At 56.4% G+C, this 25,478-nt stretch carries 26 protein-coding genes; 16 read left to right on the forward strand and 10 right to left on the reverse strand.

Translation table 11 applies throughout. The features are described from left to right. Nucleotides 1–39: 39 nt before the first annotated feature. Nucleotides 40–789 carry a hypothetical protein gene (locus tag JZX89_RS16780; RefSeq protein WP_207134807.1) on the reverse strand — a complete coding sequence of 250 codons (750 nt, stop codon included), beginning with the start codon at nucleotides 787–789 and terminating at the stop codon, nucleotides 40–42. Between the two features lie 560 nt (nucleotides 790–1,349). Between JZX89_RS16780 and JZX89_RS16785 the strand changes: the two genes are divergently transcribed. The 6 genes from JZX89_RS16785 to JZX89_RS16810 all read left to right on the forward strand — a co-directional run bounded on the left by JZX89_RS16785 (nucleotide 1,350) and on the right by JZX89_RS16810 (nucleotide 6,931). Then, a complete protein-coding gene (locus JZX89_RS16785; RefSeq protein WP_336510817.1) occupies nucleotides 1,350–2,381 on the forward strand; it encodes a glycosyltransferase family 2 protein in 1,032 nt (343 codons plus the stop codon). After that, entirely contained in the window at nucleotides 2,350–3,084 is a 735-nt protein-coding gene (locus JZX89_RS16790) for a class I SAM-dependent methyltransferase (protein ID WP_153513131.1), read from the forward strand. Before JZX89_RS16785 ends, JZX89_RS16790 begins: the two co-directional genes overlap by 32 nt. Beyond that, nucleotides 3,081–3,470 carry a GtrA family protein gene (locus JZX89_RS16795; protein ID WP_174375266.1) on the forward strand — a complete coding sequence of 130 codons (390 nt, stop codon included), beginning with the start codon at nucleotides 3,081–3,083 and terminating at the stop codon, nucleotides 3,468–3,470. Before JZX89_RS16790 ends, JZX89_RS16795 begins: the two co-directional genes overlap by 4 nt. 179 nt (nucleotides 3,471–3,649) lie before the next feature. Then, nucleotides 3,650–5,449 carry a hypothetical protein gene (locus JZX89_RS16800; protein WP_153513133.1) on the forward strand — a complete coding sequence of 600 codons (1,800 nt, stop codon included), beginning with the start codon at nucleotides 3,650–3,652 and terminating at the stop codon, nucleotides 5,447–5,449. 412 nt (nucleotides 5,450–5,861) lie between these two features. Beyond that, nucleotides 5,862–6,548, forward strand: coding sequence for an aquaporin Z (aqpZ, locus tag JZX89_RS16805; RefSeq protein ID WP_207134808.1), 687 nt, complete (start codon nucleotides 5,862–5,864; stop codon nucleotides 6,546–6,548). Between the two features lie 89 nt (nucleotides 6,549–6,637). Then, nucleotides 6,638–6,931, forward strand: a complete 294-nt coding sequence (locus JZX89_RS16810; protein ID WP_207134809.1) for a hypothetical protein — start codon at nucleotides 6,638–6,640, stop codon at nucleotides 6,929–6,931. Nucleotides 6,932–7,154: 223 nt separating this feature from the next. Here JZX89_RS16810 and JZX89_RS16815 read toward each other — a convergent pair whose 3' ends face one another. Then, nucleotides 7,155–9,095, reverse strand: coding sequence for a glycosyltransferase family 2 protein (locus JZX89_RS16815; protein WP_207134810.1), 1,941 nt, complete (start codon nucleotides 9,093–9,095; stop codon nucleotides 7,155–7,157). A 170-nt stretch (nucleotides 9,096–9,265) separates the two neighbouring features. Between JZX89_RS16815 and JZX89_RS16820 the strand changes: the two genes are divergently transcribed. Continuing rightward, nucleotides 9,266–10,027 (forward strand): transporter substrate-binding domain-containing protein, encoded by a 762-nt coding sequence (locus JZX89_RS16820; protein WP_207134811.1) that lies wholly within the window; start codon nucleotides 9,266–9,268, stop codon nucleotides 10,025–10,027. Between the two features lie 99 nt (nucleotides 10,028–10,126). On the opposite strand, the gene uppX is transcribed toward JZX89_RS16820, so the two are convergent. Then, nucleotides 10,127–11,419, reverse strand: a complete 1,293-nt coding sequence (gene uppX, locus JZX89_RS16825) for a Wzx-type polysaccharide biosynthesis protein UppX (protein ID WP_174375263.1) — start codon at nucleotides 11,417–11,419, stop codon at nucleotides 10,127–10,129. 289 nt (nucleotides 11,420–11,708) lie between these two features. On the opposite strand from uppX, the gene uppY reads away from it, so the two are divergent. Together uppY and JZX89_RS16835 are read left to right on the forward strand one after the other, a co-directional pair. Beyond that, on the forward strand, nucleotides 11,709–13,004 hold the full coding sequence (uppY, locus tag JZX89_RS16830; RefSeq protein WP_174375262.1) for a Wzy-type polysaccharide biosynthesis protein UppY: 1,296 nt from the start codon (nucleotides 11,709–11,711) through the stop codon (nucleotides 13,002–13,004). 26 nt (nucleotides 13,005–13,030) lie between these two features. Then, nucleotides 13,031–13,783, forward strand: a complete 753-nt coding sequence (locus tag JZX89_RS16835) for a polysaccharide deacetylase family protein (protein ID WP_207134812.1) — start codon at nucleotides 13,031–13,033, stop codon at nucleotides 13,781–13,783. A gap of 47 nt (nucleotides 13,784–13,830) precedes the next feature. Here the strand turns inward: JZX89_RS16835 and JZX89_RS16840 are convergent, their stop codons facing one another. After that, entirely contained in the window at nucleotides 13,831–14,481 is a 651-nt protein-coding gene (locus JZX89_RS16840) for a S24 family peptidase (protein ID WP_046800522.1), read from the reverse strand. Nucleotides 14,482–14,594: 113 nt separating this feature from the next. Then, nucleotides 14,595–15,245 (reverse strand): response regulator, encoded by a 651-nt coding sequence (locus JZX89_RS16845; protein ID WP_149898515.1) that lies wholly within the window; start codon nucleotides 15,243–15,245, stop codon nucleotides 14,595–14,597. A 241-nt stretch (nucleotides 15,246–15,486) separates the two neighbouring features. Between JZX89_RS16845 and JZX89_RS16850 the strand changes: the two genes are divergently transcribed. Next, nucleotides 15,487–15,840, forward strand: coding sequence for a DUF952 domain-containing protein (locus JZX89_RS16850; RefSeq protein ID WP_149898516.1), 354 nt, complete (start codon nucleotides 15,487–15,489; stop codon nucleotides 15,838–15,840). After that, nucleotides 15,840–16,931, forward strand: coding sequence for a quinone-dependent dihydroorotate dehydrogenase (locus tag JZX89_RS16855; RefSeq protein WP_207134813.1), 1,092 nt, complete (start codon nucleotides 15,840–15,842; stop codon nucleotides 16,929–16,931). Before JZX89_RS16850 ends, JZX89_RS16855 begins: the two co-directional genes overlap by 1 nt. A 65-nt stretch (nucleotides 16,932–16,996) precedes the next feature. Here the strand turns inward: JZX89_RS16855 and JZX89_RS16860 are convergent, their stop codons facing one another. Together JZX89_RS16860 and JZX89_RS16865 are read right to left on the reverse strand one after the other, a co-directional pair. After that, nucleotides 16,997–17,494 carry a CAP domain-containing protein gene (locus JZX89_RS16860; RefSeq protein WP_153513140.1) on the reverse strand — a complete coding sequence of 166 codons (498 nt, stop codon included), beginning with the start codon at nucleotides 17,492–17,494 and terminating at the stop codon, nucleotides 16,997–16,999. A gap of 1 nt (nucleotide 17,495) precedes the next feature. Further along, nucleotides 17,496–17,762 carry a DUF6460 domain-containing protein gene (locus tag JZX89_RS16865; RefSeq protein ID WP_045022252.1) on the reverse strand — a complete coding sequence of 89 codons (267 nt, stop codon included), beginning with the start codon at nucleotides 17,760–17,762 and terminating at the stop codon, nucleotides 17,496–17,498. Between the two features lie 167 nt (nucleotides 17,763–17,929). Here JZX89_RS16865 and JZX89_RS16870 point away from each other — a divergent pair, with 167 nt between their 5' ends. The 3 genes from JZX89_RS16870 to JZX89_RS16880 all read left to right on the forward strand — a co-directional run bounded on the left by JZX89_RS16870 (nucleotide 17,930) and on the right by JZX89_RS16880 (nucleotide 20,341). After that, on the forward strand, nucleotides 17,930–18,871 hold the full coding sequence (locus tag JZX89_RS16870; protein WP_207134814.1) for a class I SAM-dependent methyltransferase: 942 nt from the start codon (nucleotides 17,930–17,932) through the stop codon (nucleotides 18,869–18,871). Nucleotides 18,872–19,006: 135 nt separating this feature from the next. Then, nucleotides 19,007–19,618, forward strand: a complete 612-nt coding sequence (locus JZX89_RS16875) for a YitT family protein (protein ID WP_207134924.1) — start codon at nucleotides 19,007–19,009, stop codon at nucleotides 19,616–19,618. Nucleotides 19,619–19,699: 81 nt separating this feature from the next. Beyond that, nucleotides 19,700–20,341: a YitT family protein gene (locus tag JZX89_RS16880; protein ID WP_137083434.1), complete on the forward strand. Its 642-nt coding sequence runs from the start codon at nucleotides 19,700–19,702 to the stop codon at nucleotides 20,339–20,341. A 25-nt stretch (nucleotides 20,342–20,366) separates the two neighbouring features. Here the strand turns inward: JZX89_RS16880 and JZX89_RS16885 are convergent, their stop codons facing one another. Beyond that, nucleotides 20,367–20,828 (reverse strand): carboxymuconolactone decarboxylase family protein, encoded by a 462-nt coding sequence (locus JZX89_RS16885; protein ID WP_149898519.1) that lies wholly within the window; start codon nucleotides 20,826–20,828, stop codon nucleotides 20,367–20,369. Between the two features lie 114 nt (nucleotides 20,829–20,942). Further along, nucleotides 20,943–21,446 carry an RrF2 family transcriptional regulator gene (locus JZX89_RS16890; protein ID WP_149898520.1) on the reverse strand — a complete coding sequence of 168 codons (504 nt, stop codon included), beginning with the start codon at nucleotides 21,444–21,446 and terminating at the stop codon, nucleotides 20,943–20,945. A gap of 49 nt (nucleotides 21,447–21,495) precedes the next feature. Between JZX89_RS16890 and JZX89_RS16895 the strand changes: the two genes are divergently transcribed. After that, the gene (locus JZX89_RS16895; RefSeq protein ID WP_246746755.1) at nucleotides 21,496–24,087 is read left to right on the forward strand and encodes a ligase-associated DNA damage response DEXH box helicase; all 2,592 of its coding nucleotides are present in this window, start codon (nucleotides 21,496–21,498) and stop codon (nucleotides 24,085–24,087) included. A 22-nt stretch (nucleotides 24,088–24,109) separates the two neighbouring features. Then, on the forward strand, nucleotides 24,110–24,838 hold the full coding sequence (pdeM, locus tag JZX89_RS16900) for a ligase-associated DNA damage response endonuclease PdeM (protein ID WP_207134815.1): 729 nt from the start codon (nucleotides 24,110–24,112) through the stop codon (nucleotides 24,836–24,838). 78 nt (nucleotides 24,839–24,916) lie between these two features. Here pdeM and JZX89_RS16905 read toward each other — a convergent pair whose 3' ends face one another. After that, nucleotides 24,917–25,354 (reverse strand): universal stress protein, encoded by a 438-nt coding sequence (locus JZX89_RS16905; RefSeq protein WP_149898523.1) that lies wholly within the window; start codon nucleotides 25,352–25,354, stop codon nucleotides 24,917–24,919. Nucleotides 25,355–25,478: the final 124 nt, after the last annotated feature.

Raw genomic sequence — 25,478 nt, forward strand, 5'->3', positions numbered from 1 at the left:
ACTACGCCATGCTGGACGAACCAGCCATGGCCGCATAACTCAAACCAAATGGCCTCCGGCAAACCCGGTGCGGTTCACTGCGTAGAGTAGCGCCAATGTTTGTTTCGAACTGCTCCATCTGTCGTGGAGCAATGATCCGGCCACATATTGGGTGCGGTAAGCTTCTGCCCCTAGGGAATTTTTTATATCTGCGAGTATTTTAGGAGCGCGGTTTAGACTGGGAGCAAAATCGAACTCGGGCTGCTTGTAGCGATCAGCGCCATGGTGCAAGTATAGAAGTGCTCGAACAACCGTCTTGATAGACTTGTCTTCCGAGTTGGCGTGTATGGAAAGGCTGTCCAGGCTGAAAATTCGAGCGAATGCTTGGTATCCCCCAAGGGGATCATAGATGTCTGACAAAAAATCAACGCCAGTCAGAACGTAGTGAGAGACGATATCGCGGTGTAAGTCGAGTGGATGGTCAATCAAGCCAACCAAAAGATCGTGATCATCCATGTGATCGAGTACAGCATGCGTCATCAAGGCGTGACGTACTGGTTGGGCATCAGGAAATAACGCCCAACCAATAAAGCCAGATGAAAGAACCTCTCTAAATCCAGGATAGGCGGGTTCGCTGCTCAAAATCACATTAAGTGCGTCTCTGGCTCTAAACTCCCGGCCCAGCACGATTTCTTTAAACGTTTTCTGAGTGGGGCTTTTCCTGGGTAGCTGATGTTTTTCCAGCAGAATCTCGATTGCCTTCACTGCTGCATTTAGTTCTCCAGAATCAAGAATTTCTACTACGTCCATTCCGCTAGCTCCTGTTGCTTCGGGATGACGATATTCGAGGTTGGAATTGCTTTCGACGCTGGGCGGGATATTTTTTATGTAACGGGTAAGATATTCATCTCAAGAAATCCGCACAGATCCAATGGCCGTTCCGGTATAATGAACGGTATTTTATAAAAGGATTTTCAATTAATGTCATTTAATCAAATAATTAATTGATTATTTAGATTCCCTTCACCCGCTCCAGAGAAATTATCTTCCGTAGTTCCTATCTATTTGTTATTGTTATTAAATAGAAAGTCCAGCGTTTGGCTTTACCTATTTTTCACATACGGTGCCACAAATGAGCCCCAGCCGGCCCGCTTGGGTATTGAGGCATGGCATAGGCGGCAAACAGGAGGCAAAAAGAATCCAGTTCGCTATCTGACGGAGCGGTCGGCGTCTTCTACCGCAGCTAAGGATACCCCCGCAGCTACTCGAAATGGATGGTCCAGGACAGGATATCCGGATAATCATCATTTAGTTGATGGATATGCTGGGTTGCTGTATAGGGCTCCAAACGCAGTAATCAAGAGACGCTCGTGGCTACTAAAAAAAACGAAGGCAAAGGCGATTCGAGGATGCTGTCGGTTGTCGTTCCTTGTTACAATGAAGTGGATGGCCTGGGTGAACTGCATCGTCGCGTGACAGAAGTTTGCGTGAGCTGTGTTTCTGATCAGTACGAGTTAATCCTTGTAAACGACGGATCTTCTGATGGGACTTGGGCCGCTATGTCTAAATTGGCAGAGCGAGACAGACACATCGTTGCCGTTAACTTATCACGCAATCATGGACATCAGCTTGCTTTGACTGCTGGGCTGAATATGTGCCGCGGTGACCGCGTATTTATTCTCGATGCGGATCTGCAGGATCCGCCCGAGTTATTGACAGACATGATGAGCCGTATGGATCTGGGTTGTGACGTTGTCTTTGGACAACGAATAAAGCGTGAGGGCGAAACAGCGTTCAAAAGAGCCTCAGCCTTTATTTTTTACCGCCTTCTCAATAGGATAGTGGATATAGACATTCCACCAGATACGGGCGATTTCAGGTTGATGAGCCGGCGTGCGCTCGATGTCTTGAACAGCATGCCAGAGCATCACCGTTTTATTCGCGGAATGGTTAGCTGGATTGGGCTACGGCAGGAGGCGGTTCAATATGAGAGAGCGCCTCGCTTTGTTGGTGAGACAAAATATCCGCTTCACAAGATGATTCGTTTTGCGATCGATGCCATCACGGGATTTTCGATCCGCCCGCTTCGAGTGGCGACATACGTGGGTCTAGGTTTTGGCTTTCTGGAATTGCTTCTGCTTGGATATGTGATTGTCGAATACCTCCTCGGGAACACGATTGAGGGTTGGGCGTCGCTTGCCGTAATTGTGCTTGCAGTTGGAAGCGTGCAGTTGTTTGTGGCCGGGATTATGGGTGAATACCTAGGTAGACTTTACATAGAATCAAAGGGGCGGCCCTTATTTATTATTCAGGACGTTCTTTGCTCGGAGGAACTAGTAGTCAATACGTCAACAGTAAAGGCGCTCGAACATGGACAACGAGACCAAGACGCAGGGCTCTAGAGGAGCACGCCTGCAAGCCGAATTCGACCTCCTGGCCGATGAGTATCGTAATGTTCACAAAGAAAACATAGCGATCACGGGCGAAGCTCCGGAGTATTTCTCAGAGTATAAAATCGCCGATCTCGCAAGGTGGTTCACACGAGAGAATAAACCCGTGGCGAGCATCTTAGATTTTGGAAGCGGTATAGGTAATTCCTTACCGTATTTCCGGAGCTACTTTCCTGGGAGCGAAATAAATTGCGCAGATGTTTCCGCACGCAGCATTGAAATTGCACAAACTCGATTTCCCGGCAACGAGAATTACCTGCTGATTGATGGAAACGTACCATTGCCAACGGATAGCCAGGACGTTGTGTTTTCTGCATGTGTATTTCACCACATTCCGCATGACGAGCACCTGCATTGGTTGGCAGAGTTGTGCCGCGTTACAAAGCCAGGGGGCGTTCTCGCCATCTACGAACATAATCCCCTAAATCCACTTACGCAGCGCGCCGTCAATACATGCGAACTTGATGTCAACGCCCATCTCATACGCGGAGGCGTGATGCGGGCTCGGGCTCGGAAAGCAGGTTGGGCGTCTGCTCAGGTAGCATATAAGGTATTCTTCCCTTCCGCTCTGGGAAAGTTGCGGCCACTGGAGAAACGCCTTGAATGGTTAGCTTTAGGGGCTCAGTACCGCATGCTAGCACGGAAGAGCGCATGATTGACGCTGTTTGGCAGGTTCTTCGCTTTGGCACAGTCGGGCTTGTTAATACTGCCGTTGGTCTCCTTGCTATCTATGTACTTATGTATGTATTTGATACGAATCTGCTGATCGCAAATGCCTCTGGGTATATAGTCGGTCTTTTAGTAAGTTTCTTATTAAATAGAACCTGGACTTTCAGGAGCGATCAGCGGACGACTGTGGTGTTGCTGCGGTATATAGCGGCGGCGCTTTTTTCGTATTCTTTAAATTTTCTTATTGTACTTTATGGCGACATGTATTCATCGGTGAATCAATTTTTTTTGCAAATTATTGGAATTTCATTTTATACGGTTTCCATGTTTATACTATGCAGATATTTTGTATTTGCTGTTCGGTCCCACTAACCGTGGCAGGAAGTGATAAATTGGAGATTCAATTAAATGGTGGATGATGACCTGCCGTCTCGCGTATCTGCTGATGAGTGCAATATTATACACGGTCTCAAGACGTCGACATGCCAGTGCAAGCCTGATAGACGGTTGGTGAACGAATTGCCCAACGGCGATCCTCTATCGAGATAGTGTTGAACAGTTATACGGATCACAGGACGGGGCATCAATTGCTGAAATTTTCGGACGGCGTTTCTCGACAAACCCCGAAGTCTCTACTCCAGATCGGCACCGCGCTTGCCTATGGTTTGGCCATCACTATATTTCTGTTAATCGCTCAGAGCGTCATTGACAATGTCCATATCACGACGACAAACGGACTTTGGAAGAGCATCGACATTAGAAGGTGGATCGAAAGCCCCTCCTGGTCGCTGATGCAGCCATCGAATGCAATTTTCTATCCGGTGTATGCAACTCTTGCGAAATTGCTGACAGAGGTCGGCGTGTATCCAGACTTGGTCTGGCGACAAATGGCTGTAATTAATGCGATATTCGCTGGAGTTGCGGGAGCTGTTGCCTTCGCATTCGTCGCAGCTTGGACGCGCAATCTCTTCGTCACCTTGTTGGCGGTAACGGCATATATGATGTCGGGCTACATTCTTCTGCACGGGCTCATCAACGAAGACATTATGCCAGGATACTCAATCGTTTTGACGAGCACGCTACTGGCTTGCGCCTGGTTCGGTCGGCCGTCGGCGCCGCGAATTATGGTTGTAGGAGTGCTTTTCGCAGTTGGGTGGTTGTTTGAATGGCGGCTCATGTTTCCAAGTCTGCCGCCATTGTTACTCGCGTTATTTCTGGCACCCGGTACTCGTTCGCAGCGCATCTTGAGGCCGTTTTTATTTCTTGCCGCGATGGCTGTCCCGCCGGCGATTGTAGCGATGCTTACGCTGACCGTGAATACGGCGGAACAAGCCATCACGTTGTTTACGACGTTGTTTTGGACTGGCAAGGGTGTCGGTAGCGGTTGGGGTGGCTTCTCTCTTAACAAGGTTTGGTTCGAATGGGCCGGGGTCGCGGAAGCGCTAATCGGCGGACGATATATTTGGGACCCTGCTTGGTTAATGACGACTCAGGCGACGGAAATCCTCGTTGCGACAGCGTTGTTGCTGGTGCTCGGCTGGTTATGTTTGCAGTATGCGTGGCGCAATCGGAGTAATCCGACAGTTTGCGCGGCCTTCGTGATCGTAGGGGGAAACGCCGGGTGTGGAATCGTTTTTAATCTCTATTCACAACCCCAAGACCCGCAGATGCAGATCAACGTTACGATCTGGTTGCTATTCGGTTGGGTGCTTCTGATAGATCGCCTGATACGGATGAGCAAACTCGGATCGTCAATAATTTTGCAAAGATTTGCACTAGCACTGGCAGTCGCTTCCCCGATCGTTTTGGGGAGCTATAACTTTGCTGTTGCTTACGCAGTGAAAGGTTATGACACTAGGACGATGAATCGGATCGCTGCCATTAATGCGCAGTTCGATCCGAGCAAAACAGTATTTGTGTACCATGACTTCGACGGCACGATCACATGGCAATCGTCGCTATACGGCATGGCTTCTTATGTCGGGATAGAGACGCTGCCGCCGGCACCTGCGCAAGAGCCCCTATTTAAGTGGATCGGGTTTGTTAGGGATGCCGTGCAACACCCGGAGTGGACTGCCGAGCAGCACGCTACAAAGGTGACTGCCGACATTGATCGCGCCCTTGAGCTTGGGTATCGTTTGGTGACGCCCGCGTATTGGACAGGCAGCGAGGACGAGTGGGTCCAAGGTTTTGCGACAGTTGTTGCTGATTCAAACAAATCGCGCGAGATCTGGCGTTTGTTGCACCAAAACTTTACAGCCACTAAAATCTGGAGTGAACCGGAGGGAGAGTCCTGGTATGAGATCACTCGCCGAGCGTGTATGTCGCAAAACCGGTCGGATTGTTCATAAGTCGCCGCTTCCTGAAGGTGTGGCTGCAGAAACTGGGTTGGGCGAGTCTTAATTGAGCCGCGTTTGTCTCATTTCGCCGGTTTTCGAAATGTCATAAATGATGACTGCTTGTGACAGGCTTTATCAAACATTGTAATGCCGATACTCGCGTAGCTAGTAAAAGAATATATCAGGACAAGGCAGCATTGGCGATGCCCTCGCTCAGCACTATCTCGCTGGAACCGTCGTGCTTGTTTCTGAAAGCAAAGGCTGGGTCCTTTTCACACACTCCAGTTTCACGGTTTTCGAGATGCTTCCTAACTGAAAATATGGCGCGCCATTTTGTAGTTGCTATGCGAATATGCAATTTATCTTGACTACGATTAAATTGCACGTGATAGTTGATGCAGTCGTAACATTATGGGGAAGTGTTATGAGTCGCAAACTTCTTTCGGAATTTTTGGGAACTTTCTGGCTTGTCTTCGGTGGCTGCGGCAGTGCGGTTTTCGCTGCTGGGTTTCCTGAGCTTGGTATTGGTTTTCTCGGCGTTGCTTTTGCTTTTGGCCTGACGGTTCTGACCATGGCCTATGCGGTCGGAGGTATCTCCGGCGGTCATTTTAATCCGGCGGTTTCCGTTGGTCTGGCGGTTGCCGGCAAGTTCCCGGCATCGAACCTCGTCCCTTATATTGTGACGCAGGTCCTGGGTGCGATCGTCGCGGCGGCGGCGCTTTATGTCATCCTTACCGGCAAGGCGGGGGCCGAAATTGGTGGTTTTGCCGCCAATGGTTATGGAGAACATTCACCGGGCGGATATTCCCTCGTATCAGCGCTGCTGATCGAGGTCATCCTGACGGCGTTTTTCCTGATCGTCATTCTGGGATCGACGCATGGCAGGGTTCCGGCCGGTTTTGCGCCGATCGCCATTGGACTTGCCCTCACCCTTATTCATCTGATTTCCATTCCGGTCACCAATACCTCGGTCAATCCGGCCCGCTCGACGGGACAGGCATTGTTTGTCGGTGGATGGGCGCTGCAGCAGCTCTGGCTGTTCTGGCTTGCTCCGATACTCGGCGGCGCCATCGGTGCTGTGATCTGGAAACTTTTCGGCGAGAAAGACTAAGGCCCAAGGCCAGCTCTGTCCTGCCCGCGCAGACATGAATGGGACGTTTGTTTCCCTGAATGGTCGGGGAAACCAGTGAGGAGGATGACATGGATCTTACTTCGATATTGGCCCAAATCGTGGGCGGTGCGGTCGGCGGCACGGCTGGCGGGAAGATAGTGAAGGATTCCGATCTCGGCTCACTCGGCAACCTGATCGCCGGCGCCATCGGTGGCATCGGCGGCGGAACAGTGCTGGGCTCGCTGCTCGGAGCCGCGGGAACTGCAGCGGCCGGCGGTGTGGATATCGGCGCTCTTGCCGGCCAACTGGTTGGTGGCGGTGTCGGCGGTCTGATCGTTCAGATCATTGTCGGCCTGATCAAGAACAAACTCGTCGCCAAATAGGGTCGTTCAGTCACCGTCGTGGTGATGTGACAGACCTTGCCGGAGGAGACACCTCATTCGGCAAGGCATTCTGGTCTATTGCGTATCGATAGCGGGCAACGCCGCCAGAACCGGATTTTTGCGAGATGCATTAGCACGGGCCGCAATGGTGGGACGTATTCTGCGGCCGTCGAAGAGAGGTGCGAAGACTGCATTTACCGATGTTGCGGATGCCGCGTCAGGCCTAATTCTTGACGGCCGGTATATGCGGTGTCTTGTTCCAGACGAAGGGTCTGGTTTTCAGTTCCACAACCGCGCGCCATGCCGCAAAAGACAACATCAGCCAGTAAAACGGGATCGCCAGCCAGCGTTTCCCGACCTGTTTCTTTTCATAGGATATCATTCTGTTTCGGCCCATCAGCACGAAGATGGTGTAGCTTCCGAAAATATTCAGCGTATCGATGATGAACAGAATGCCCTGCCAGGAAAACAGTATATCTGTGCCGCTTTCCAGGATCGCCATGGCCATGAAGGTGAAGGAAAGAAACAGCAGGGGGTGGGTCAGTGACGATAAAAGCATGCCGCCGATCAGCAGTTGAAAGACGATATAGTCGATCCATCCCATCTGGCGCGCAGTTGTAACCGGCGCACGGGTCATCACCAGCCAGCTTTGCAGCCAGCCCTTGTACCAGCGCGCGCGCTGGTTCAGCCAGACGGAGAGCGAGGTTGGCGCGTCTTCCAGCGTCTGTCTGCGGATGACACGGCAGCGATAACCGAGCCTGTGCAGCCTGAGGCCCATATCGGCATCTTCCGTCACATTATAGGGGTCCCACGCGCCAACGCGGCGCAACACGGCGGTGCGGAAATGGTTTGAAGTGCCGCCGAGCGGCAGCGGCAGCCTGTGTGCGGCAAGAACGGGCAACATGCAGCGAAAGAGGCCGGAATATTCCAGTGCGAAACACGCGCTGAGCCAGGAGGAGCATGCATTGCTGACAATAAGTGGCGCCTGCAGGCAGGCCACTTCATCCGGCTGGCTGCGAAAGGTGGCATGGGCTTCGCGCAATTGCTGCGGATGGGGACGGTCTTCCGCATCGTATACAACAACGAATGTACCCCGCGCCCCAGCGAGCGCATAGGTCAGCGCCTTGGGTTTGGTGCGCGGCAGGGATGGCGGCACTTTTATGACCTCGATATGCGGACCGGGACTGACACGTCTGATGGCGGCGATCGTCGCGTCATCATCCGCTTCGCAAACGAGTTTGATATCCAGCCGGGACTTGGGCCAGTCCAGACGCTCAAGCGCGCCGATGAGCTGCTCGACGACTGCCTCCTCGCGATAAAGCGCCACGAGAACGGTGTATACCGGCAGGTCGCTGTCGTTTCGGAGAGCGGGGAGGGTTTGTTTTTCGTTTTCCGTTGGAGCGTGCGGAACATTCACGAGCGCAAACAGCCTGAAAAGCAGGGTGAAGAAATACAGCATCGTCAGGCTGACGTGAATGTAAGCCAGAGCCACTTCCGCATAAAACAGCAGCGACAGCATCAGCAGCGTAACCAGAACGCCAGTGTAGAAACCCTGCTGGCCCTGTAGTGTAATCCTGGCGGAATGGTGCGGCGCCACGTTGAAAAGCCGTTGTTGCACCTCTTGGCTGCGGCGCGTCTCGCCTGACTTCCAGATTGCGCTGCGCATGGCATGCGGCGTGGTGACGGCAAGTTCGTCGAAAAGATGCGGATGCCGATCGAGCACGGTCTTCAGCGATTCGATCTGTCCCAGCGCCGGCACGATCAGAAGTAGCGGTCTGCCATTCAGCGGCTTCAGCCGAAGCATTTGCGGTTCGGCGAGTTGCGTATCGAGGTTATTGATATCCTCGACCCGTTCCGGATCGATTTCCGGGAAAAACGGTAGCCGCAGAAATCTGGCAAAGGCACCGAAATATGATTCCGGCTGGACAAGGCCGCTTGCCAGCAATTCATCTTCCGCCGTCGAGCCGTTTTTAAGAGCCCGCTGCTCGAATGCGTCGATATAGGGTTTGCCGAAGCCCAGTGAAGCGAGGAACTGCGCTTGTCCGGGTTCAGCCTGTTCAGCTGCGCTCCATTGCCGATCATCGCCGGTGAATGAAAATGCAATTTTCCGTTCCATTGGCGTCGTGTGAAACGATTCTCGTGTATAATGGCTAGATTGATCCATGCATCGCCGCCGCCGTCATGGTAATGTCCCACATTCTGCCACGGACAGTATAGATGAGAATGACGAATGTAACGCGAAATATAGGTATTGGCTTTACTTTAGCTGTCGCTTTACAAATTTTTGGTGTTATTGGCGAAACCCATGCCGAGGGTCTCTCGGACGGAAACCGCATGCCGGTGCTGTTCGATGCGCAGGAGCGCTTTCCGGGCGGCGATCTTTCCTCCGTGCCCCGGATCAGGTTTTTGATGTCGGTTGATTTCCCGCCGTTCAATTTTACCGATCAGGAGGGCCGACTTGCGGGTTTCCATGTCGATCTGGTGCGTGAAATCTGCGCCCAGCTGAAGGTGGAAAGCAAGTGCCAGGTGCAGGCATTGCCGTTTGACGAGCTGGAGGCGGCCCTGGAAATGGGAGAAGGCGAAGCGGTGATTTCCGGCATCGCCACCACCGCTGACCTGCGCAAAAGTTTTACCTTCTCGCGCCCTTATCTGCTGTTGCCGGCCCGTCTGGCGGTCAACAAGGCTGCGAAATTTTCCGGCACCGGCGCTGATGCCCTGTCGGGAAAAAAAGTGGGAGTTGTCGCCGGTTCGCGGCATGAACAGATGCTCAAGGCATTTTTCCCGAAAGCCGCTCCGGAAGGTTTCGAGGGTTATGAGCCCATGTATGAAGCCCTGAAGACGGGCAAGGTGGAGGCCATCTTTGCTGACGGCCTGCGCCTGCCTTTCTGGATTTCGGGAAGCGCCGCCGAGGGCTGCTGCGCGCTCTTTGGCGGACCTTATATGTCCGACAGGTTTCTTGGCGAAGGCCTTTCCATCATGGCGGTCGATCCGGACAATGTGCTTGTGCCGGCCTTTGATCAGGCGCTTGCCGCACTTTCCCGCAACGGCAGGCTGGAAGAAATCTACCGCCGTTATTTTCCCTACGGGCTCTATTAGAGCATTCGGGAAAACGGTGTAGCCGCTTCACGCTCGGAAACGGTGCGGACGGCGATAGTTTCTGTGTCGATCCGGTTCAGATCGCCTGTGGCGTACATCCTATTTCGCGGGGGCAAAAGCCTCGTCACTGCGGCGCAATCGCAAAAGCGCGATCCACACCGCAGCGGCAATGGCGGTCTCGACCATGAAATAGCTGCCGATCGTTCCTGAAATGCTGAAAGACCAGGTGGCAAACGCGACGACGACGGAACCGATGAGGTTGCCGCTGTTCCATATCTTGGCGCGAATATCCTGCCGCCCGGATGCGCCGAGTGCTTCAAGCGCCGTTGCCGCAACAGCCATGGGTATCACCGCCCAGCAGAGAACACGGGTGATGACGGGCAGCGAAACATATTCGTCGCCGAACAAGAGGGGCAGGAATGGTGCGATGATGAAGATCGCCAATGCGCTGCCGGCTGCGATGACAAGGGCGGCCTTCAGCACATTGTAGGCACGTTCTATCGTCTTGCTGATGCCCTGCAGGGCGGCGGAGGCCGAGCCGGGATAGATCAAGCGGTTAAGCGCCTCCACGGAGAGATAGGAACTGTCGAGAATCCGCCGGGCGATTGAATAGCTGCCCAGAACCTCGGCGCTGGCAATGGCGCCGAGAACCAGAATATCGGCATTGCCGCGCACGGCCTTGAACAGGAACTGCGTGGAAAACAGAATGCCGATGCGGATTTCATCGCGCACGATCCGGAACACGGGCATGCCGAGCCTGCTGATTGCCTTCACGGAAATCACGGCCGCAATGGTGTGGGCGGCGAGGTTCCACAAGGCCCAGGCCTCCACCGTTTCCACCTTGAAGACGAGGCAGGCGACCACGGCGGCAATCGTGCGGGCCACGGCAAACATCACTTCCAGCTTGTTGGCCGAGGCGAAGTCGGAATGGGCGATGAAACTCTGTGTGGAAAGCGAAATGACTTTCAGGAGAACGAGGTTCGTGATGAGGATCAGAAAGGTGGTGATGAGCGTGTGCAGCAATGTTTCCGAGGTCGGGAAAAACACCGGGATCGTTACCATGCCGATGATGGTCAGCACCACGCCTGTCGCCGCACTCAAAAGGTAGCTGTGGCCGAGCATGACGGGAAACATGCTGCGATCCTGCGCCACGCGGCGGATGAGCGATTCCTGCGAGCCGATGCCGCAGATCTGCACACCCAGGTTGGTCACGGCGGTAATCGAGGCGTAAAGCGCGAATTGTTCGACACCGAGATGGCGGGCGAGCAGGGCAAACGTCAAAAGCTGGGCGGCGCTGGACATCAGCAGTGCCCCGCCGGATGCCATGTAGGTCAATCCCAGTCTGACTAGATGGCCGAACCGCGGCGTATTCAACGACACCTCATTCTCCATGTTTTTTCGACATTGCCGGGCAAATTCAACAATGACCGCCCTGCCTTGCAATATTTCGCGAACTGAAAAAGCCGGTGATCGGCCAGTAATCTGAATGCCAGTAACCTGAATGAATGGCAGTTTCTCCTGTCTTAGCCTTCTTGAGGTAAGAGAGGGTTAAAGCAATTGCACAATAATGATGATAATGACCGTTTATGGTTATTTGGACATGGCCCGGTTTCACAAGGGTTTTGTTGTTCGTCACAAGGCAGGCCAATGATCCGATTTTCCGTTCCCGATGCAGGCGACCATGCCGCGCTTTGCTGATACGCAGTCCATTTCTGCGGAAAGCAGCGCCATGTCGCTTTCGGGCGGCCGTCGTGACGCGATTTTTTTCGTCGTCACGATGCTCTATATCTGGATTTCGGTAGCGCCTTTCGAGAACCTTGCCGCTCCGCCTGTGCCGCACGCCGCTGCAAACCAGCTGACCGGACTGGTGATCGCGCTGATTTTAGGGGTGTTTGCCCTGCGCCACCGGTTGACGGGGCTTTTGCTGCGGCCGCGTCTGCCCATCCTGTTGCTGTTTGCCTGGCTGGTGATCTGCTCGGTGGTTGGAGCGGGGCCTGGCACCTCGCTGCAACGCCTGATCTTCACCGCGCTACTGTGCTTCATCACCAGCGTCCTTGTGGTCATGCCAAGGGACCGGCGGCAGTTCGACCGGATGATGGCCGTTTTCGCCATCATTCTTTTGGCGCTTTGTTATTTCGGGGTGATCTTCCTGCGATCGCGTGCGATCCACCAGCCTTATGATCTTGAGGAAAAAGCGCTTGCGGGTGACTGGCGCGGCATCTTCAACCACAAGAATGCCGCCGCGCCCGCCATGATCATTCTTTTCATGGTCGGGCTTTATCTGCGTAACGCCTGGTCAACGGTCGGCGGTATTGCGATCACGCTGCTGGCGGGGTTCTTCCTCTGGAAAACCAACGGAAAAACCGCCGCGATGCTGTTGCCCGTCACCATCGCGCTGATCTGGATCATGGAAAGACATGCCGGTCGGACATTGCTGATGATCGGCAGTCTTCTGGCTTTCCTCAATGTCCTCGCGGTCGGCTCGACCTATTTTCCGAGCATACAGAACCTCGTCGAAAGCCTGGGGATCGATGCCACCTTCACCGGTCGGACGGACATATGGCGTCTGTCCTTCGACACCTTTGCGCAATCCCCGATCTTCGGGCAGGGTTTTCAGGCGTTCTGGACAAGCGACCGGCTTTTATCGCAGGCCGATATTGCCGGCACCTGGGCGGTCACGGCCTTTCATGCCCATAACGGTTATGTCGAAAGCCTGCTGAATGGCGGCCTGCCGGCCTTTATCCTGACAGTCATATGGCTCGTCATCATTCCCGCAAATGATTTTCGCACGGCGGTCGACCGCGGCACGGATCCGGGCCTGACGCGGCTTTTTGGACGAATTTGGGTGTATGCCTTACTTTCTTCGTGTCTTGAGAGTAATTTCTTTACCGGAACAGGGCCTATCTGGTCGTCTCTTCTGATTGCAATCTATTGTTTGAGGCATCAGGCTTACGACATACTTGAACAGGGGCAGTAATTTGTTGACAGGCCGGGGGGCTGTGTATGACGCAAAAAATCGGAACGATTGCAGACCGGGTCAATAACCGGCTCGTGCGGTATTTTCCGGGACCGGCGGTGCGGATCGAAACATCCGAACCCATCGTCTCCTTCACATTCGACGATGTGCCGGCGAGCGCCTGGACAAGGGGCGCCCGCATTCTGGAAGACGAGGGCGTTCGCGGGACGTTTTACATTGCCGGCGTTTTTATCGATAGGCACGATGAAGAGCAGGAGATGATTTCCGCACAAGGTTGTTCCGAGCTTGCAGCGGCCGGCCACGAGCTTGCCTGCCACACCTATTCCCATCGCAAACTGTCGAGCTTTTCACGGCGCGGGCTTGAAGAAGATTTCGACCGTAATGATAGCGTGCTCGGATCGTTCGACGAAAACCGGCACAAGCAGAATTTCTCCGTTCCTTTCGGCATGGCCTCGCCGGTCATGCAGCCCCTGTTGCGGCGCCGGTTCAGAACCGTCCGCGGCATCATGCCCGGCATCAACCGCGGCAGCGTCGATCCGCATAATCTTGCCGCCGTCGAATTGCGGTCGGATCAAAATTATCTCGATGCCGCTGACCGCTGGCTGGAGGATGTTTTGCAAAATGGCGGCTGGCTCATCATTTTCACCCATGATGTTTCGACTACACCAAGCTTTTACGGTTGCCCGGAAGAGCGGCTTCGGGGTCTTGTGCGTCGGGCGACGTCCGGAGGGGCGAAAGTCATGACGGTGGATGCCGCCGCAAATGCGCTCGGCCTCTGAACGTCTATTGTGCCTGGTATAGCGTCAGCGGCTCTTTATCCGCGCGCTTACTGGCTGGCCCAGATGATGCGGGCGATCCATTCCACATCGGCCATGTCGAAGCTGCGGTTCGGGTGTTCGGGATTGAGCGACAGAAGCTCGATGTTCTTGGGGCTTTGCCGCGCCAGCACCTTGGCCATCACTTCACCGTCACGGCTTTTCAGCACCACACGGTCACCGCGCCGCACCTGCGCGCCGGGTTCCACGATGAGGATATCGCCGTCGCGGTAAAGCGGCATCATGCTCTCGCCTTGCACTTCCAGCGCGTAGACGCCCTGCTTGCGCTCGGGGGAAGAGGGGAACTCCACCACATCCCAGCCCTGACCCGCCGGAAAACCGCCATCGTCGAAAAAGCCGCCGGAACCGGCCTGCGCGAAACCGAGCAGGGGAATGGCATTGTCGGCACCGGAAGGCTGCATGGTCTGCGCCTTGCCGAAAGCGTAGCCGAAAAACTGATCGACACTCGCCCCCGTTGCCTCCAGCACTTTTGATACGGATTCCGTCGAGGGCCAGCGTTTGCGTCCGTCCGGGCCGAAACGTTTCGACTTGTTGAACGAGGTAGGATCGAGACCGGCACGCTTCGCCAATGCCGAAGGCGTCAGCTCATGGCGCTTGGCAAGCGTATCGATGGCGCTCCAGATCGTCTCGTGTGAAAGCATGATAGAAAGCCCGCAGATGGAGCCGATGGCGGAAAAGCTCCTGTCGTTTACCCATCGGAATCTAGACTATATCCGGCCTGGAGTAAAGAAAGGAAAGGAATAAAATCCTTTGGTCATGCCACCATGGCCGATGTATTTATCTTGGCGAGCTGGATGACGGCCTGCGTGCGGCTGTCGACCTTGAGCTTCAGGAGAATCGCCGAGACATGTGCCTTGATGGTGGCTTCCGAAACATTCAGCTCATAGGCGATCTGCTTGTTCAGCAGACCTTCGGCCAGCATGCCCAGAACCCGGCTCTGCTGCGGCGTCAACGTTCTGAGCCGGCCGATGAGATCGGCGACGTCCGAATCCTGTTCCTTCTCGCCTTGATGACCCGCCGGTATCCAGACATCGCCTTCCAGAACCGCGCGGATGCCGTCCCTGATATCATCGATACCAGAGGATTTGGAAATGAAACCGGAAGCGCCGAGTTCGATGGACCGGCGTATGGTGGTTGCATCGTCCGTTGCCGAAACAATGACGATCGGCAGGCTGGAAAATTCCGCCCTGAGCGCCATCAGGCCTGAAAATCCGCTAACCCCCGGCATGGCGAGATCGAGAAGCATCAGATCGGCGTCGTGGCGCGCTGTTGCAGCGCTTCGGGCGGCTTCGAAATCTCCTGCTTCCACAATGGTCTGCTGCCCGTCAAGACCAGAGACGGCCTGTTTGAGGGCACCGCGAAAAAGCGGGTGATCATCTGCAATAATAATGACAAGTTCCGACATTCTGGCCCCCTCCCAAGGGCGTTATGCGGTTCTTTTACGGGTACTGGTGCACTCCCTTGCCGGTGGTCGAAACGCAGCCGGCTCCTCCGCTCAAGGTTGCGCCAATCGCTTGCGCATTACAAGAAAAAGCTTGTGGAGAGGCGGCCTTTGAAGCTCTCCGCAATAAAAATGCCGTGGAAACTGTGGACAATCTTCGAGCTTTGCGGCAAATCCCGCTGAGTGGAAAGCCTTGGAGAGCCCTATGCAGGAAACGCCCGCGATCATTTATAAAATCGTGCCGGAGACGTTGTGGAGTGCGGCGAGGGCAAAAGGCGTGTTCGAAGGTGCGGCTATCGACCTGACCGACGGCTTTATTCATTTTTCGACGGCGAAACAGGTGGCCGAGACCGCCGCGCGGCATTTTTCCGGCCAGGTCGATCTGCTTCTGATTGCAGTCGACGGCGCAGCGCTGGGCGACAAGCTGGTCTATGAACCCTCCAGAGGCGGTGATCTTTTCCCTCACCTCTATGCGTCTCTTCCTCTGACGGCCGTGCTTTGGGAAACGCCGCTCTCACTCGATCATGATGGCCAGCACCAGTTTCCGGAGATTTTGTGATGAACGGATTATTTTCCTCGATCGGCCGCAAGGGCCTGTTTCTGGTCGATCCGGAAAAGGCGCATGGGCTGTCCATCGCCGCGCTGAAAAGCGGCTTTTTGCCCACCTGCATGGTGCCACATGATCCGCGCCTGCAGCAGACGGTTGCCGGTCTCGTCTTCCCCAACCCACTCGGCATGGCGGCGGGTTATGACAAGAATGCCGAAGTGCCGGGACCACTTCTGCGGCTCGGTTTCGGCTTCACGGAAATTGGCACCGTTACGCCGAAGGCGCAATCCGGCAATCCGAAACCCCGTATCTTCCGTCTGGTTGAGGATGAAGGCGTCATCAATCGCCTCGGTTTCAACAATGAAGGCCATGCCGCAGCACTGGAGCGCCTGAAGCAGGCGAACCTGCGGGGCATCGTCGGCGTCAATATCGGCGCCAACAAGGATAGCGAAGACCGCATTGCCGATTACGTGCAGGGCATCGAGGCGTTTTATTCGGTCGCATCCTATTTCACCGTCAATATCTCCTCGCCCAATACGCCCGGCCTGCGTGACCTGCAGGCGCGTGAAAGTCTTGCAGCCCTTCTCACTGCCGTGCTCGAACGCTGCAAGGCGGAGACTGAGCGCTTCGGCAAACGCATTCCGATCTTTCTCAAGATCGCGCCCGATCTGACCGAAGAGGGGCTGGATGATGTTGCCGAAGAAGCGCTGGCCCATGATCTCGATGGATTGATCGTCTCCAACACCACGCTTTCACGCGAAGGCCTGCGGCCCGGTCCGCACAAAGGCGAAGCCGGCGGTCTCTCCGGCAAGCCGCTGTTCGAGCTCTCGACCACGGTTCTCGCCAAGATGCGCCGTCGCGTCGGCAGCAATATGCCGATCATCGGCGTCGGTGGTGTTTCAGCTGCGGAAACGGCTTTGGAAAAGGTAAGGGCAGGGGCCGATCTGGTGCAGCTCTATTCCTGCATGGTCTATGAAGGCCCCGGCCTGCCGTCCACCATCGTCAAGGGCCTGTCGAAGCTGGTCGCGCGTGAGGGCGTTCAGTCTATTCGTGACCTGCGCGACAGCACGGTCGATCGCTGGGCCGACCGCAAGCTCGGCTGATTCTGGAACGGGGTTGGGGGCGCGCGGCGACGCGCTTGCCCGTGAACCCCGCTTCCGTCATCTGATCAGGCGCAGAGCACCATCGCCCAATAGGGCCGGTTGCGGCTGGCGGCGTCATAGGCGACCGCGACGCCAAGGCCATTATAAGCCCCAAGCATGTTTTCGAGGTGATGCGGCGAGCCGATCCAGGCCTTGACTACACGCTCGACGCTGTCCTGCCCGGCGGCCACGTTTTCCGCAGCCGGAAGCGGCACCTTGCCATCCTTCATGCGGATGAGGAAACTGTCAGTGAGGCCGATCAGATGCGCCATCTTCTGCGCCTTGACCATGCGGCCGGCTTGATAGGCGGCAGCACCGCTTGCAGCGCCATTGATGGCGAGCGGCGAAAGCCCTTTCGAGCGGCGTAGATCATTGACCATCGGAAGCGCCGCCGCCGTCTCATCGCGGGTGCCGGATGGCATTCCCTTGTTGGTGGGCATGGAAACGCAGGCGGAAAGGACGGAGCCGGCGGAAATCAGCACGAAGCCGCGCCGGGTAAGCGTCTGGAATGATGTGTCGGTCATGTCAGCGGCGATAGCTCAGAAGGCGCAGGATGATGAAGATGGGAATGACGATCGTCGCCCCGAGGATCAGATAGTCGCCGATCGCGCCGAGCGCATGGAAACCGCTGCGCCAGAGGTCGACGACGAAATCGCGTGCGCTGTAGATGATGTTCCACGGCGTCAATCCGAAGATCGCCATCAGAAAACCGACAAGCAATGAAACGACGAGCAGCTTCACCACGGTGCGGGCCACCGTATCACCCAGCATTTTGTTGACCTCACCGGCCATCAGCAAGTCTCCTGTTTTGTCCTGACATATGCAGCACACCGCTTCGATGCAAGTTCGGCGCACTATATCGCGTCATATTCACCAATTCCACGCGTGCGCCATGAAATAGGACTTGAGTTTTTTTATGGCTTGATAAATGACAGCCGACATCTTCTCAGGAATCATTGATGGCCCCAAACCAGTTTTCTTCCGGTGACGTCATTGCCGACCGCCGGGCGGACTATGCCCGCATGTTGGCGGAAAGTGGTGATTATCCCGCCGCCGCCGAACTTATGGAACAGGCGCTTGAACTTGCGCCACGGTGGACGGCGGGATGGTTTCGCTTCGGGGAATATCACGAAAAGGCGGGGGAGACCGCAAAAGCGGTGGCGGCTTACGAGAACGTCGCCGAGCTTGATAGGGAAGGGCTGTTTGCAGCCGAACTGAAACTTGCGGTTCTCGGCGCCGCGGAAACACCCGAGCAGCCGCCGAGCCGTTATGTGGAAGGGCTGTTTGACGATTATGCCGACCGCTTCGAAACCTCGCTTGTTGAGAAGCTGGATTACAGCGTGCCACAAAAACTGGCGGAGCTGATCGGCAAGGCGGCGAAAGGCGGCGTCTTCGACACCATTGTCGATATCGGCTGCGGCACCGGCCTGCTTGGTGTCGAAATCCGCTCCCTCGCCAAACGGCTGGAGGGGTTCGATATTTCGCAGAACATGCTGGCCAAGGCCGAGGAAAAGGGTCTTTACGACCATCTCGGCCAGGCCGATCTTTCATTGAATGAAGAGACCTCGGGACTGTTCACCCCGGCACTTGCGCAACATCGCGCCGATCTCGTCGCCGCTGCCGACGTGATGATGTATCTCGGTAGCCTCGAAACCGTCATGCCGCTTGTTTCCGCCCTGCTCAAGCCATCGGGCTTTTTCGCCTTCTCGGTGGAGGATGCCGGAGATGGGGAAGGGTTCGTCCTGCGGGAATCCCTTCGTTACGCCCATTCCAAAAGCTACGTGACCGATCTTCTTGAGCGGACGGGCTTTTCCCTCATCGAAATCCGCAAAACCACCATTCGCAAGGATGCCGGAAAACCCCTATCCGGCATTCTCTTTCTTGCACGCGCCCGAGGCTGAACATTCCGTTTCTTGCCTTTTTCATGATAGGTCAGTCTTGCTTACATATCCATCTTGATCCGGTATTTTTTGCAGTGCAAAATATGCAGGAAAATTGAGGGAAAAAGCGTGAGCAGAACGAGAAGCGTTTACAGCATGTGGAGTTCCGATCCGGCCAGACACGCGCCGGTGGAAGACGTGCAGGGCATTGTTACCGGTGCCATCGTCTCGGCGCTCGGCTTTTATCTCCTGAACAAGGTCGGCCTTCTGACCGGCGGCACCGCTGGCGTCGCTTTTCTCCTGCATTACGCCTTTAGCATCAGCTTCGGCCTGCTGTTCTTCCTCGTCAATCTGCCGTTCTATTACCTGTCCTTCCGCCGCCTCGGCCTTGCCTTTTCCCTCAAGACCTTCATTGCCATCGGCCTCGTTTCGGTGCTGACGGAGGTGGAGGCGCGCTGGATGGTCATCGACAGCATTAATCCGCTCTGGGCGGCGCTGCTTGGTGGTCTGCTGCTGGGTTATGGGTTGCTGGCGCTTTATCGCCACCGCGCCAGCCTCGGCGGCATCGGCATTCTGGCCATCTATATTCAGGACCGTTTCGGCATCCGCGCCGGCCTGATCCAGCTGGCATTCGATGCCTTTGTCATGCTCTGCGCTTTTCTCGTCATCGATCCGGCCACCGTTGTCTATTCGATTGTCGGCGCTTTCGTTCTCAACATCTTCCTCGCCATCAACCACCGCTCGGACAGATACATCGTCGTGCGTTAAGCTGAGTGCTTGAAATTCGTCGTGCTTGGGCGCAATAGCTGGGCAAGGTCGGGCCAGATCGGGCAAGTCAGGGGAAAATGCATGGACGATACCAGTGCGCGCAGGCGATTGAACCTTTGGACGTCGGCGCCCGATCGCCATTCGCTGCTGGAAGATGCGCAGGCTATTCTGGCGGGCAGCATGCTCATTTCACTCGGCGTCACGCTGTTTTCCGCCGCGGGTCTTCTCACCGGCGGTGTGGTGGGTCTCGCATTTCTGGCGCATTATGCCAGTGGCTTCAGCTTCGGCGCGGTGTTTTTTCTTGCCAACCTGCCGTTTTATTATCTCGCCTTCCGTCGCCTCGGCCTTGCCTTCACAATCAAGACCTTCTGCGCCATCGCCATGACGGCATTATTGTCCGAATATATGCCGGGCTTTTTCGCTTTTGAGAGCATCAACCCGATTGCAGCCGCACTCTTTGGCGGACTGACAGTCGCCGCCGGCATGCTGGCTCTGTTTCGCCACCGCACCAGCCTCGGCGGTTTCGGCATATTGGCGCTTTATCTACAGGATCGTTTCGGCTGGCGTGCCGGCCTGGTGCAGCTCGCCTTTGATGGCATGGTGTTGGCCTGCTCCTTCTTCGTCGCGACGCCTTTTGTCATCCTCTGCTCCATCTTAGGCGCGCTGGTCATGAACCTCACGCTTGCCGTCAATCACAGAAACGACCGCTACATCGCCATGTAGCGGTCGTCCTTTTTAGATCGAAGGGTCAGGCTGCTTTCGCAGCCGCATCCACCGGGTGCTGCGAGCGGAAGCCCACGGCGATGCGGTTCCATGTATTGATGGCGCCGATGGCAACCGTGATCTTCACGATATCTTCGTCGGAGAACTGCGCCTTGAGGGTCTCGAAGGCATCATCCGGCGCACCGGTTTCGGCAATCCTGGTCACCGCATCTACCCAGCCGAGCAGCGCCCGTTCCTGTTCGGTATAAACGGTAGATTCCCGCCAGACGCTCATCAGGTTGATCCATTGTTCGGCAAGACCGTCATGGCGGCTTTCCTTGACATGCATGTCCACACAGAAGGCGCAGCCGTTGATGATCGAGGCACGCAGCTTGATGAGGTGAACGAAGCGGCGCTCAAGGCCACTGCTCTGGACGTAATTTTCCAGCGCCATCACGGCCTTGAAGGCTTCGGGGGAGGCTTTGGCATAGTTGATACGGGTTTTCATCGGTCTCTCCAGTGGTTGGGGTGTATTTGAGGGCATGCAGTATCCGTCCGGAAAGCTGTCAGGCTCACCGGTATTGGCTTGGCAGATCTGTAGGTGGTTCTGTCGTTTCGGATCTCAGCGCGTCATCGTCTTGCGCTCATTCAACTCCAGAAAGGCGCAGCCGCGCGCGGCAATCCCGCCATCGTCATTGGCGACGAGATCACCCAGAATGTCGGCGATGCTGGTTTTGGCCAGTTCCGCGCGGTATACCTTCTCCGCTTTCAGCATCGCGGCATTGATGCCGCAAGGCTTGGTGAAATAACGCCCCGGCAAGGGGTTCGGTCCGCGCTGGCGGATTTCCGCACAGCGAAAGGCTGGCTGCGGTCCTTCGACCGCCAGCACGATATCGAGCAGCGTGATCTTGTCGGTCGCTCTGGCCAGACGGTAACCGCCTTTCGGCCCCGGCACGGTGGCGACAATTCCCGCGCTCGACAGTGATTGCAGGTGTTTCAGAAGATAGCTCGTGGAAACGCCGTGGAATTCCGCAAGCGCCGCTGCCGAAAGCACGCCGCCTTCGGAAAGTCCCGCCAGCATGCCTACGCTGTGAATGGCCTGTTCCACGCCGTCGCCGAGTTTCATCCGTCTTTCCCATGTTCTGGTGCTTCAGTATCGTGGATATTATTTATCCATGATTATGGTTTCCTGTCAAGCGGCCATGTTCCGCCCTTCTTTTTTGCAGCTTTTTCACTACCTTGAAGGCGTGAAACACACCGAGTCTCCCACTTCCGGCACACATGTCGGCACCTTGCCCCTTCCATTCCAGAAATGGTTTGCTGAAAAAGGGTGGTCTCCGCGCGCGCATCAATTGGAGCTGATGGCGCGGGCGCGGGGCGGGGAAAACATGCTGCTGATCGCGCCGACGGGCGCCGGCAAGACGCTGGGCGGCTTTATGGCTTCGCTCACTGATCTGGCGGAACGCGGCAAGGTGCCGCCCGGCTCCGGCTTTGTCGGCGTGCACACGCTCTATATTTCGCCGCTGAAGGCGCTTGCCGTGGATATCGAGCGCAACCTGACGAAGCCAGTCTTCGAAATGGACCTTCCGATTTCCATCGAAACGCGCACGGGTGACACGCCGCAGGCCAAACGTCAGCGCCAGAAGGTCAAACCGCCCGATATTCTCTTGACCACCCCGGAACAGGTCTCGCTGTTGCTCGCCAACAAGGAAGCAGAGCGCTTTTTCAGTGACCTGAAATATGTGGTGCTGGACGAGTTGCATTCGCTCGTCACTTCCAAGCGCGGCCATTTGCTGTCGCTGGCACTCGCCCGGGTGCGCCGACATGCGCCCGATGTGCGCTTCATCGGCCTTTCCGCCACCGTGGCGGAGCCGATGGATCTGCGCCGTTACCTCGCACCGCAGGGACAAGGCGAACCGCCGGCCGGTCTCATCACGGTCGAAGGTGGCGCAAAACCGGACATCGCCATTCTACAGACGGAAGAACGCATCCCATGGTCGGGCCATTCGGCAAGCTACGCCATGAAGGATTTGTATCCGGCGCTGAAACAGCACCAGACAACGCTGATCTTCGTCAACACCCGCTCGCAGGCGGAGCGGATTTTCCAGGAACTCTGGACCATCAATGACGACAACTTGCCGATCGCGCTGCATCACGGCTCGCTGGATGCCGGCCAGCGCCGCAGGGTGGAAGCGGCCATGGCGGAGAACAAGTTGCGCGCTGTCGTCGCCACCTCCACGCTCGATCTCGGCATAGACTGGGGCGATGTTGATCTTGTCGTGCATGTCGGCGCGCCGAAGGGCGCGAGCCGCCTTGCCCAACGCATCGGCCGCGCCAACCACCGCATGGACGAACCGTCAAAGGCGATCCTCGTCCCCGCCAACCGCTTCGAGGTGATGGAGTGCCGGGCAGCACTGGATGCCAACTACATCGGCGCGCAGGACACGCCGCCGATCGCCGAAGGTGCGCTCGATGTTCTCGCCCAGCACGTGCTCGGCATGGCCTGCGCCGAACCTTTCTATGCCGACGAGCTCTATCGTGAAGTAACGAGCGCTTCGCCCTATGCCGATCTGCCGCGCGCCACCTTCGACCGGGTGGTGGATTTTACCGCGACAGGCGGTTACGCGCTGCGCACCTATGAGCGTTACGCCCGCATCCGTCAGATGAAGGACGGCCGGTGGCGTGTTTCCAATCCGGCGATCGCCCAGCAATATCGCCTGAACCTCGGCACCATCGTCGAGGCGGCGGAACTGAATGTCCGCATGGTCAAGCGCAATGCCAAAGGCACGGTCGGGCGCGGCGGCATGTCGCTCGGCAAGGTCGAGGAGCATTTCCTCGAACAGCTGGTGCAGGGAGATACGTTTCTTTTTGCGGGCAAGGTGCTGCGGTTCGAAGGCATCAGGGAGAATGAATGCCTGGTGTCGCAGGCCTTCTCCATGGATCCAAAAATCCCCTCCTATGCCGGCGGCAAGTTTCCGCTTTCCACTTACCTTGCGGATCAGGTGCGTTCCATGCTCTCCGACCCCGCCCGCTGGCAGGCGCTGCCGGATCAGGTGCGCGACTGGCTGGCGATCCAGAAAGAAAAATCGATCATTCCGAAGCGCGACGAGTTGCTGGTCGAGACGTTTCCCTTCCGCAAGCGCTTCTTCATGGTCATGTATCCCTTCGAGGGACGGCTGGCGCACCAGACGCTCGGCATGCTTCTGACGCGGCGGCTGGAGCGGGCGGGCGCAAAACCCATGGGTTTCGTCGCCACCGATTATTCGCTCGCCATCTGGGCCATGGAGGATATCGGCAGGCGGCTGAGATCCCGCCGCCTGTCGCTGGCAGACCTTCTTGATGAGGATATGCTGGGCGATGATCTTGAGGCATGGCTGGACGAATCCTTCATGCTGAAGCGCACCTTCCGCAATTGCGCCGTCATATCCGGCCTCATCGAGCGCCGCCATCCGGGCAAGGAAAAGACCGGCCGGCAGGTCACGGTCTCCGCCGATCTTATTTATGACGTTCTTCGCAGCCATGAGCCGGATCATATCCTGCTGGAAGCGACGCGGCGCGATGCGGCGGCGGGACTTTTGGACATTGGCCGTCTTGGCGATATGCTGAAGCGAATCAAGGGTCATACCACCCACCGCGCGCTGGAGCATGTCTCGCCGCTTGCCGTTCCGGTCATGCTGGAAATCGGCCGCGAGACGGTGGCGGGCGAGGCGATGGATCAGGTGCTGGCCGAAGCCGCCGACGAGCTGATCGCCGAGGCGATGTCCTGAAAATAAAGGAACGAATGTAAAAGTGCTGAGCCGGCTGACATTGAGCGACAGGTTTTCCAACGGCTTCGAATGCCTCGGCAGCGAAACCGCTGTCAATGGCGTCGCCGCCTGGTGCGATCCTTTGGGCGGGCTTTACCTGCCGGACCTGTCCCTGCTTGTCGTCTCCGATCTGCATTTGGAAAAAGGCGCGGCCTTTGCCCGGCGCGGGCGGATGCTGCCGCCATATGACACCATCGCCACCCTCAAAATCCTGTCGTCCCTCGTCAGCCGCTACGATCCGAAGATCGTCGTCAGTCTCGGTGACAATTTCCACGATCGCGTTGGTTCTCAGCACCTGCCGCTGATGCTGCGCGAACTCATCCGCGAGATGGCCCGTGGCCGCGAATGGATATGGATCAACGGCAATCACGATCCGGATGGCACGGTCGATCTGCCGGGGTCTTCGGTGGATGAGATGTTTTATGGCAGTCTCGTTTTCCGCCATGAGCCGAAAGTCGGCGATGCCGCCGGCGAAATCGCCGGGCATCTGCATCCCTCCGCCACGGTTCGCCGCCGCGAGAAGACGGTCCGTCGGCCCTGCTTCGCCACGGATGGTTCACGTCTGTTGATGCCGGCTTTCGGGGTGATGAGCGGCGGGCTGGATCTGCGCCACAAGGCCATGCGCGGCCTGTTCGATCATGCGGCGCTCGTCGCGCATCTGATGGGACGGGACCGCATCTATTCGGTGCGGTTTTCAAATCTGCTTGGCTGAGCGTATCATCGCCGTTCTCTCTTTGTTTTTACGCATTGTCCGGACGTAAAACCGCTACGCACTTTTCACGGAAATGCTCTATTGCCGGTAAACCAGCACCGGTATCTTCGAATTCTTCAGTACCTTTGCCGTGACGCTGCCGAGCAGCATCTCGATAAAGCTCCTGCGCCGGTGCGAGGCCATGGCGATGAGGTCGCAGCCGGTCCTGTCGGCGATTTCGACGATCGCTTCGTCCGGCCGTCCCGCCCGTGCCAGCAGGGCTTCGCAATCCAGCCCCATCGACGCTGCGTGCGCCTGCGTGTCTCTGAGAAGATGCTCAGCCTCCTCGCAACGGTGGAATTCTTCTTCGGCAATGGCGGCAATATCTTCGACGTCGCTCGCAATCACGTGGAAGGGTTCCGATACCGTCACGACGGTCACCTTTGCGCCTGCCTCTCTGGCCAGAGCGAACCCTTTGTCGATTGCGATCTGCGCCAGCGGCGAGCCATCGGTGGGAATGAGAATGTGCTTGAACATGACATTTCTCCTTTTCATCCCGGTTACAACCGCGCTGCCGCCACTGTCTGGGTGCATGGTTGTAACGCCTTGAATTTTACCGCAAACCGTCAAAGGAAGCGAATGCTATCTTTGCCCTTGCGAG

The organism is Agrobacterium burrii (genome assembly GCF_017313405.1).
In the GTDB taxonomy this organism is placed as follows: domain Bacteria; phylum Pseudomonadota; class Alphaproteobacteria; order Rhizobiales; family Rhizobiaceae; genus Agrobacterium; species Agrobacterium burrii.

What these genes read in the sequence shown, in the direction of transcription:
- JZX89_RS16780 (WP_207134807.1), bottom strand. Translation starts at nt 789, where the DNA reads ATGGACGTAGTAGAAATTCTTGATTCTGGAGAACTAAATGCAGCAGTG.
- JZX89_RS16790 (WP_153513131.1), top strand. Translation starts at nt 2,350, where the DNA reads ATGGACAACGAGACCAAGACGCAGGGCTCTAGAGGAGCACGCCTGCAA.
- JZX89_RS16795 (WP_174375266.1), top strand. Translation starts at nt 3,081, where the DNA reads ATGATTGACGCTGTTTGGCAGGTTCTTCGCTTTGGCACAGTCGGGCTT.
- aqpZ (WP_207134808.1), top strand. Translation starts at nt 5,862, where the DNA reads ATGAGTCGCAAACTTCTTTCGGAATTTTTGGGAACTTTCTGGCTTGTC.
- JZX89_RS16810 (WP_207134809.1), top strand. Translation starts at nt 6,638, where the DNA reads ATGGATCTTACTTCGATATTGGCCCAAATCGTGGGCGGTGCGGTCGGC.
- JZX89_RS16815 (WP_207134810.1), bottom strand. Translation starts at nt 9,095, where the DNA reads ATGGATCAATCTAGCCATTATACACGAGAATCGTTTCACACGACGCCA.
- JZX89_RS16820 (WP_207134811.1), top strand. Translation starts at nt 9,266, where the DNA reads ATGCCGGTGCTGTTCGATGCGCAGGAGCGCTTTCCGGGCGGCGATCTT.
- uppX (WP_174375263.1), bottom strand. Translation starts at nt 11,419, where the DNA reads ATGGAGAATGAGGTGTCGTTGAATACGCCGCGGTTCGGCCATCTAGTC.
- uppY (WP_174375262.1), top strand. Translation starts at nt 11,709, where the DNA reads ATGCCGCGCTTTGCTGATACGCAGTCCATTTCTGCGGAAAGCAGCGCC.
- JZX89_RS16835 (WP_207134812.1), top strand. Translation starts at nt 13,031, where the DNA reads ATGACGCAAAAAATCGGAACGATTGCAGACCGGGTCAATAACCGGCTC.
- JZX89_RS16840 (WP_046800522.1), bottom strand. Translation starts at nt 14,481, where the DNA reads ATGCTTTCACACGAGACGATCTGGAGCGCCATCGATACGCTTGCCAAG.
- JZX89_RS16845 (WP_149898515.1), bottom strand. Translation starts at nt 15,245, where the DNA reads ATGTCGGAACTTGTCATTATTATTGCAGATGATCACCCGCTTTTTCGC.
- JZX89_RS16850 (WP_149898516.1), top strand. Translation starts at nt 15,487, where the DNA reads ATGCAGGAAACGCCCGCGATCATTTATAAAATCGTGCCGGAGACGTTG.
- JZX89_RS16855 (WP_207134813.1), top strand. Translation starts at nt 15,840, where the DNA reads ATGAACGGATTATTTTCCTCGATCGGCCGCAAGGGCCTGTTTCTGGTC.
- JZX89_RS16860 (WP_153513140.1), bottom strand. Translation starts at nt 17,494, where the DNA reads ATGACCGACACATCATTCCAGACGCTTACCCGGCGCGGCTTCGTGCTG.
- JZX89_RS16865 (WP_045022252.1), bottom strand. Translation starts at nt 17,762, where the DNA reads ATGGCCGGTGAGGTCAACAAAATGCTGGGTGATACGGTGGCCCGCACC.
- JZX89_RS16870 (WP_207134814.1), top strand. Translation starts at nt 17,930, where the DNA reads ATGGCCCCAAACCAGTTTTCTTCCGGTGACGTCATTGCCGACCGCCGG.
- JZX89_RS16875 (WP_207134924.1), top strand. Translation starts at nt 19,007, where the DNA reads ATGTGGAGTTCCGATCCGGCCAGACACGCGCCGGTGGAAGACGTGCAG.
- JZX89_RS16880 (WP_137083434.1), top strand. Translation starts at nt 19,700, where the DNA reads ATGGACGATACCAGTGCGCGCAGGCGATTGAACCTTTGGACGTCGGCG.
- JZX89_RS16885 (WP_149898519.1), bottom strand. Translation starts at nt 20,828, where the DNA reads ATGAAAACCCGTATCAACTATGCCAAAGCCTCCCCCGAAGCCTTCAAG.
- JZX89_RS16890 (WP_149898520.1), bottom strand. Translation starts at nt 21,446, where the DNA reads ATGAAACTCGGCGACGGCGTGGAACAGGCCATTCACAGCGTAGGCATG.
- JZX89_RS16895 (WP_246746755.1), top strand. Translation starts at nt 21,496, where the DNA reads ATGATTATGGTTTCCTGTCAAGCGGCCATGTTCCGCCCTTCTTTTTTG.
- JZX89_RS16905 (WP_149898523.1), bottom strand. Translation starts at nt 25,354, where the DNA reads ATGTTCAAGCACATTCTCATTCCCACCGATGGCTCGCCGCTGGCGCAG.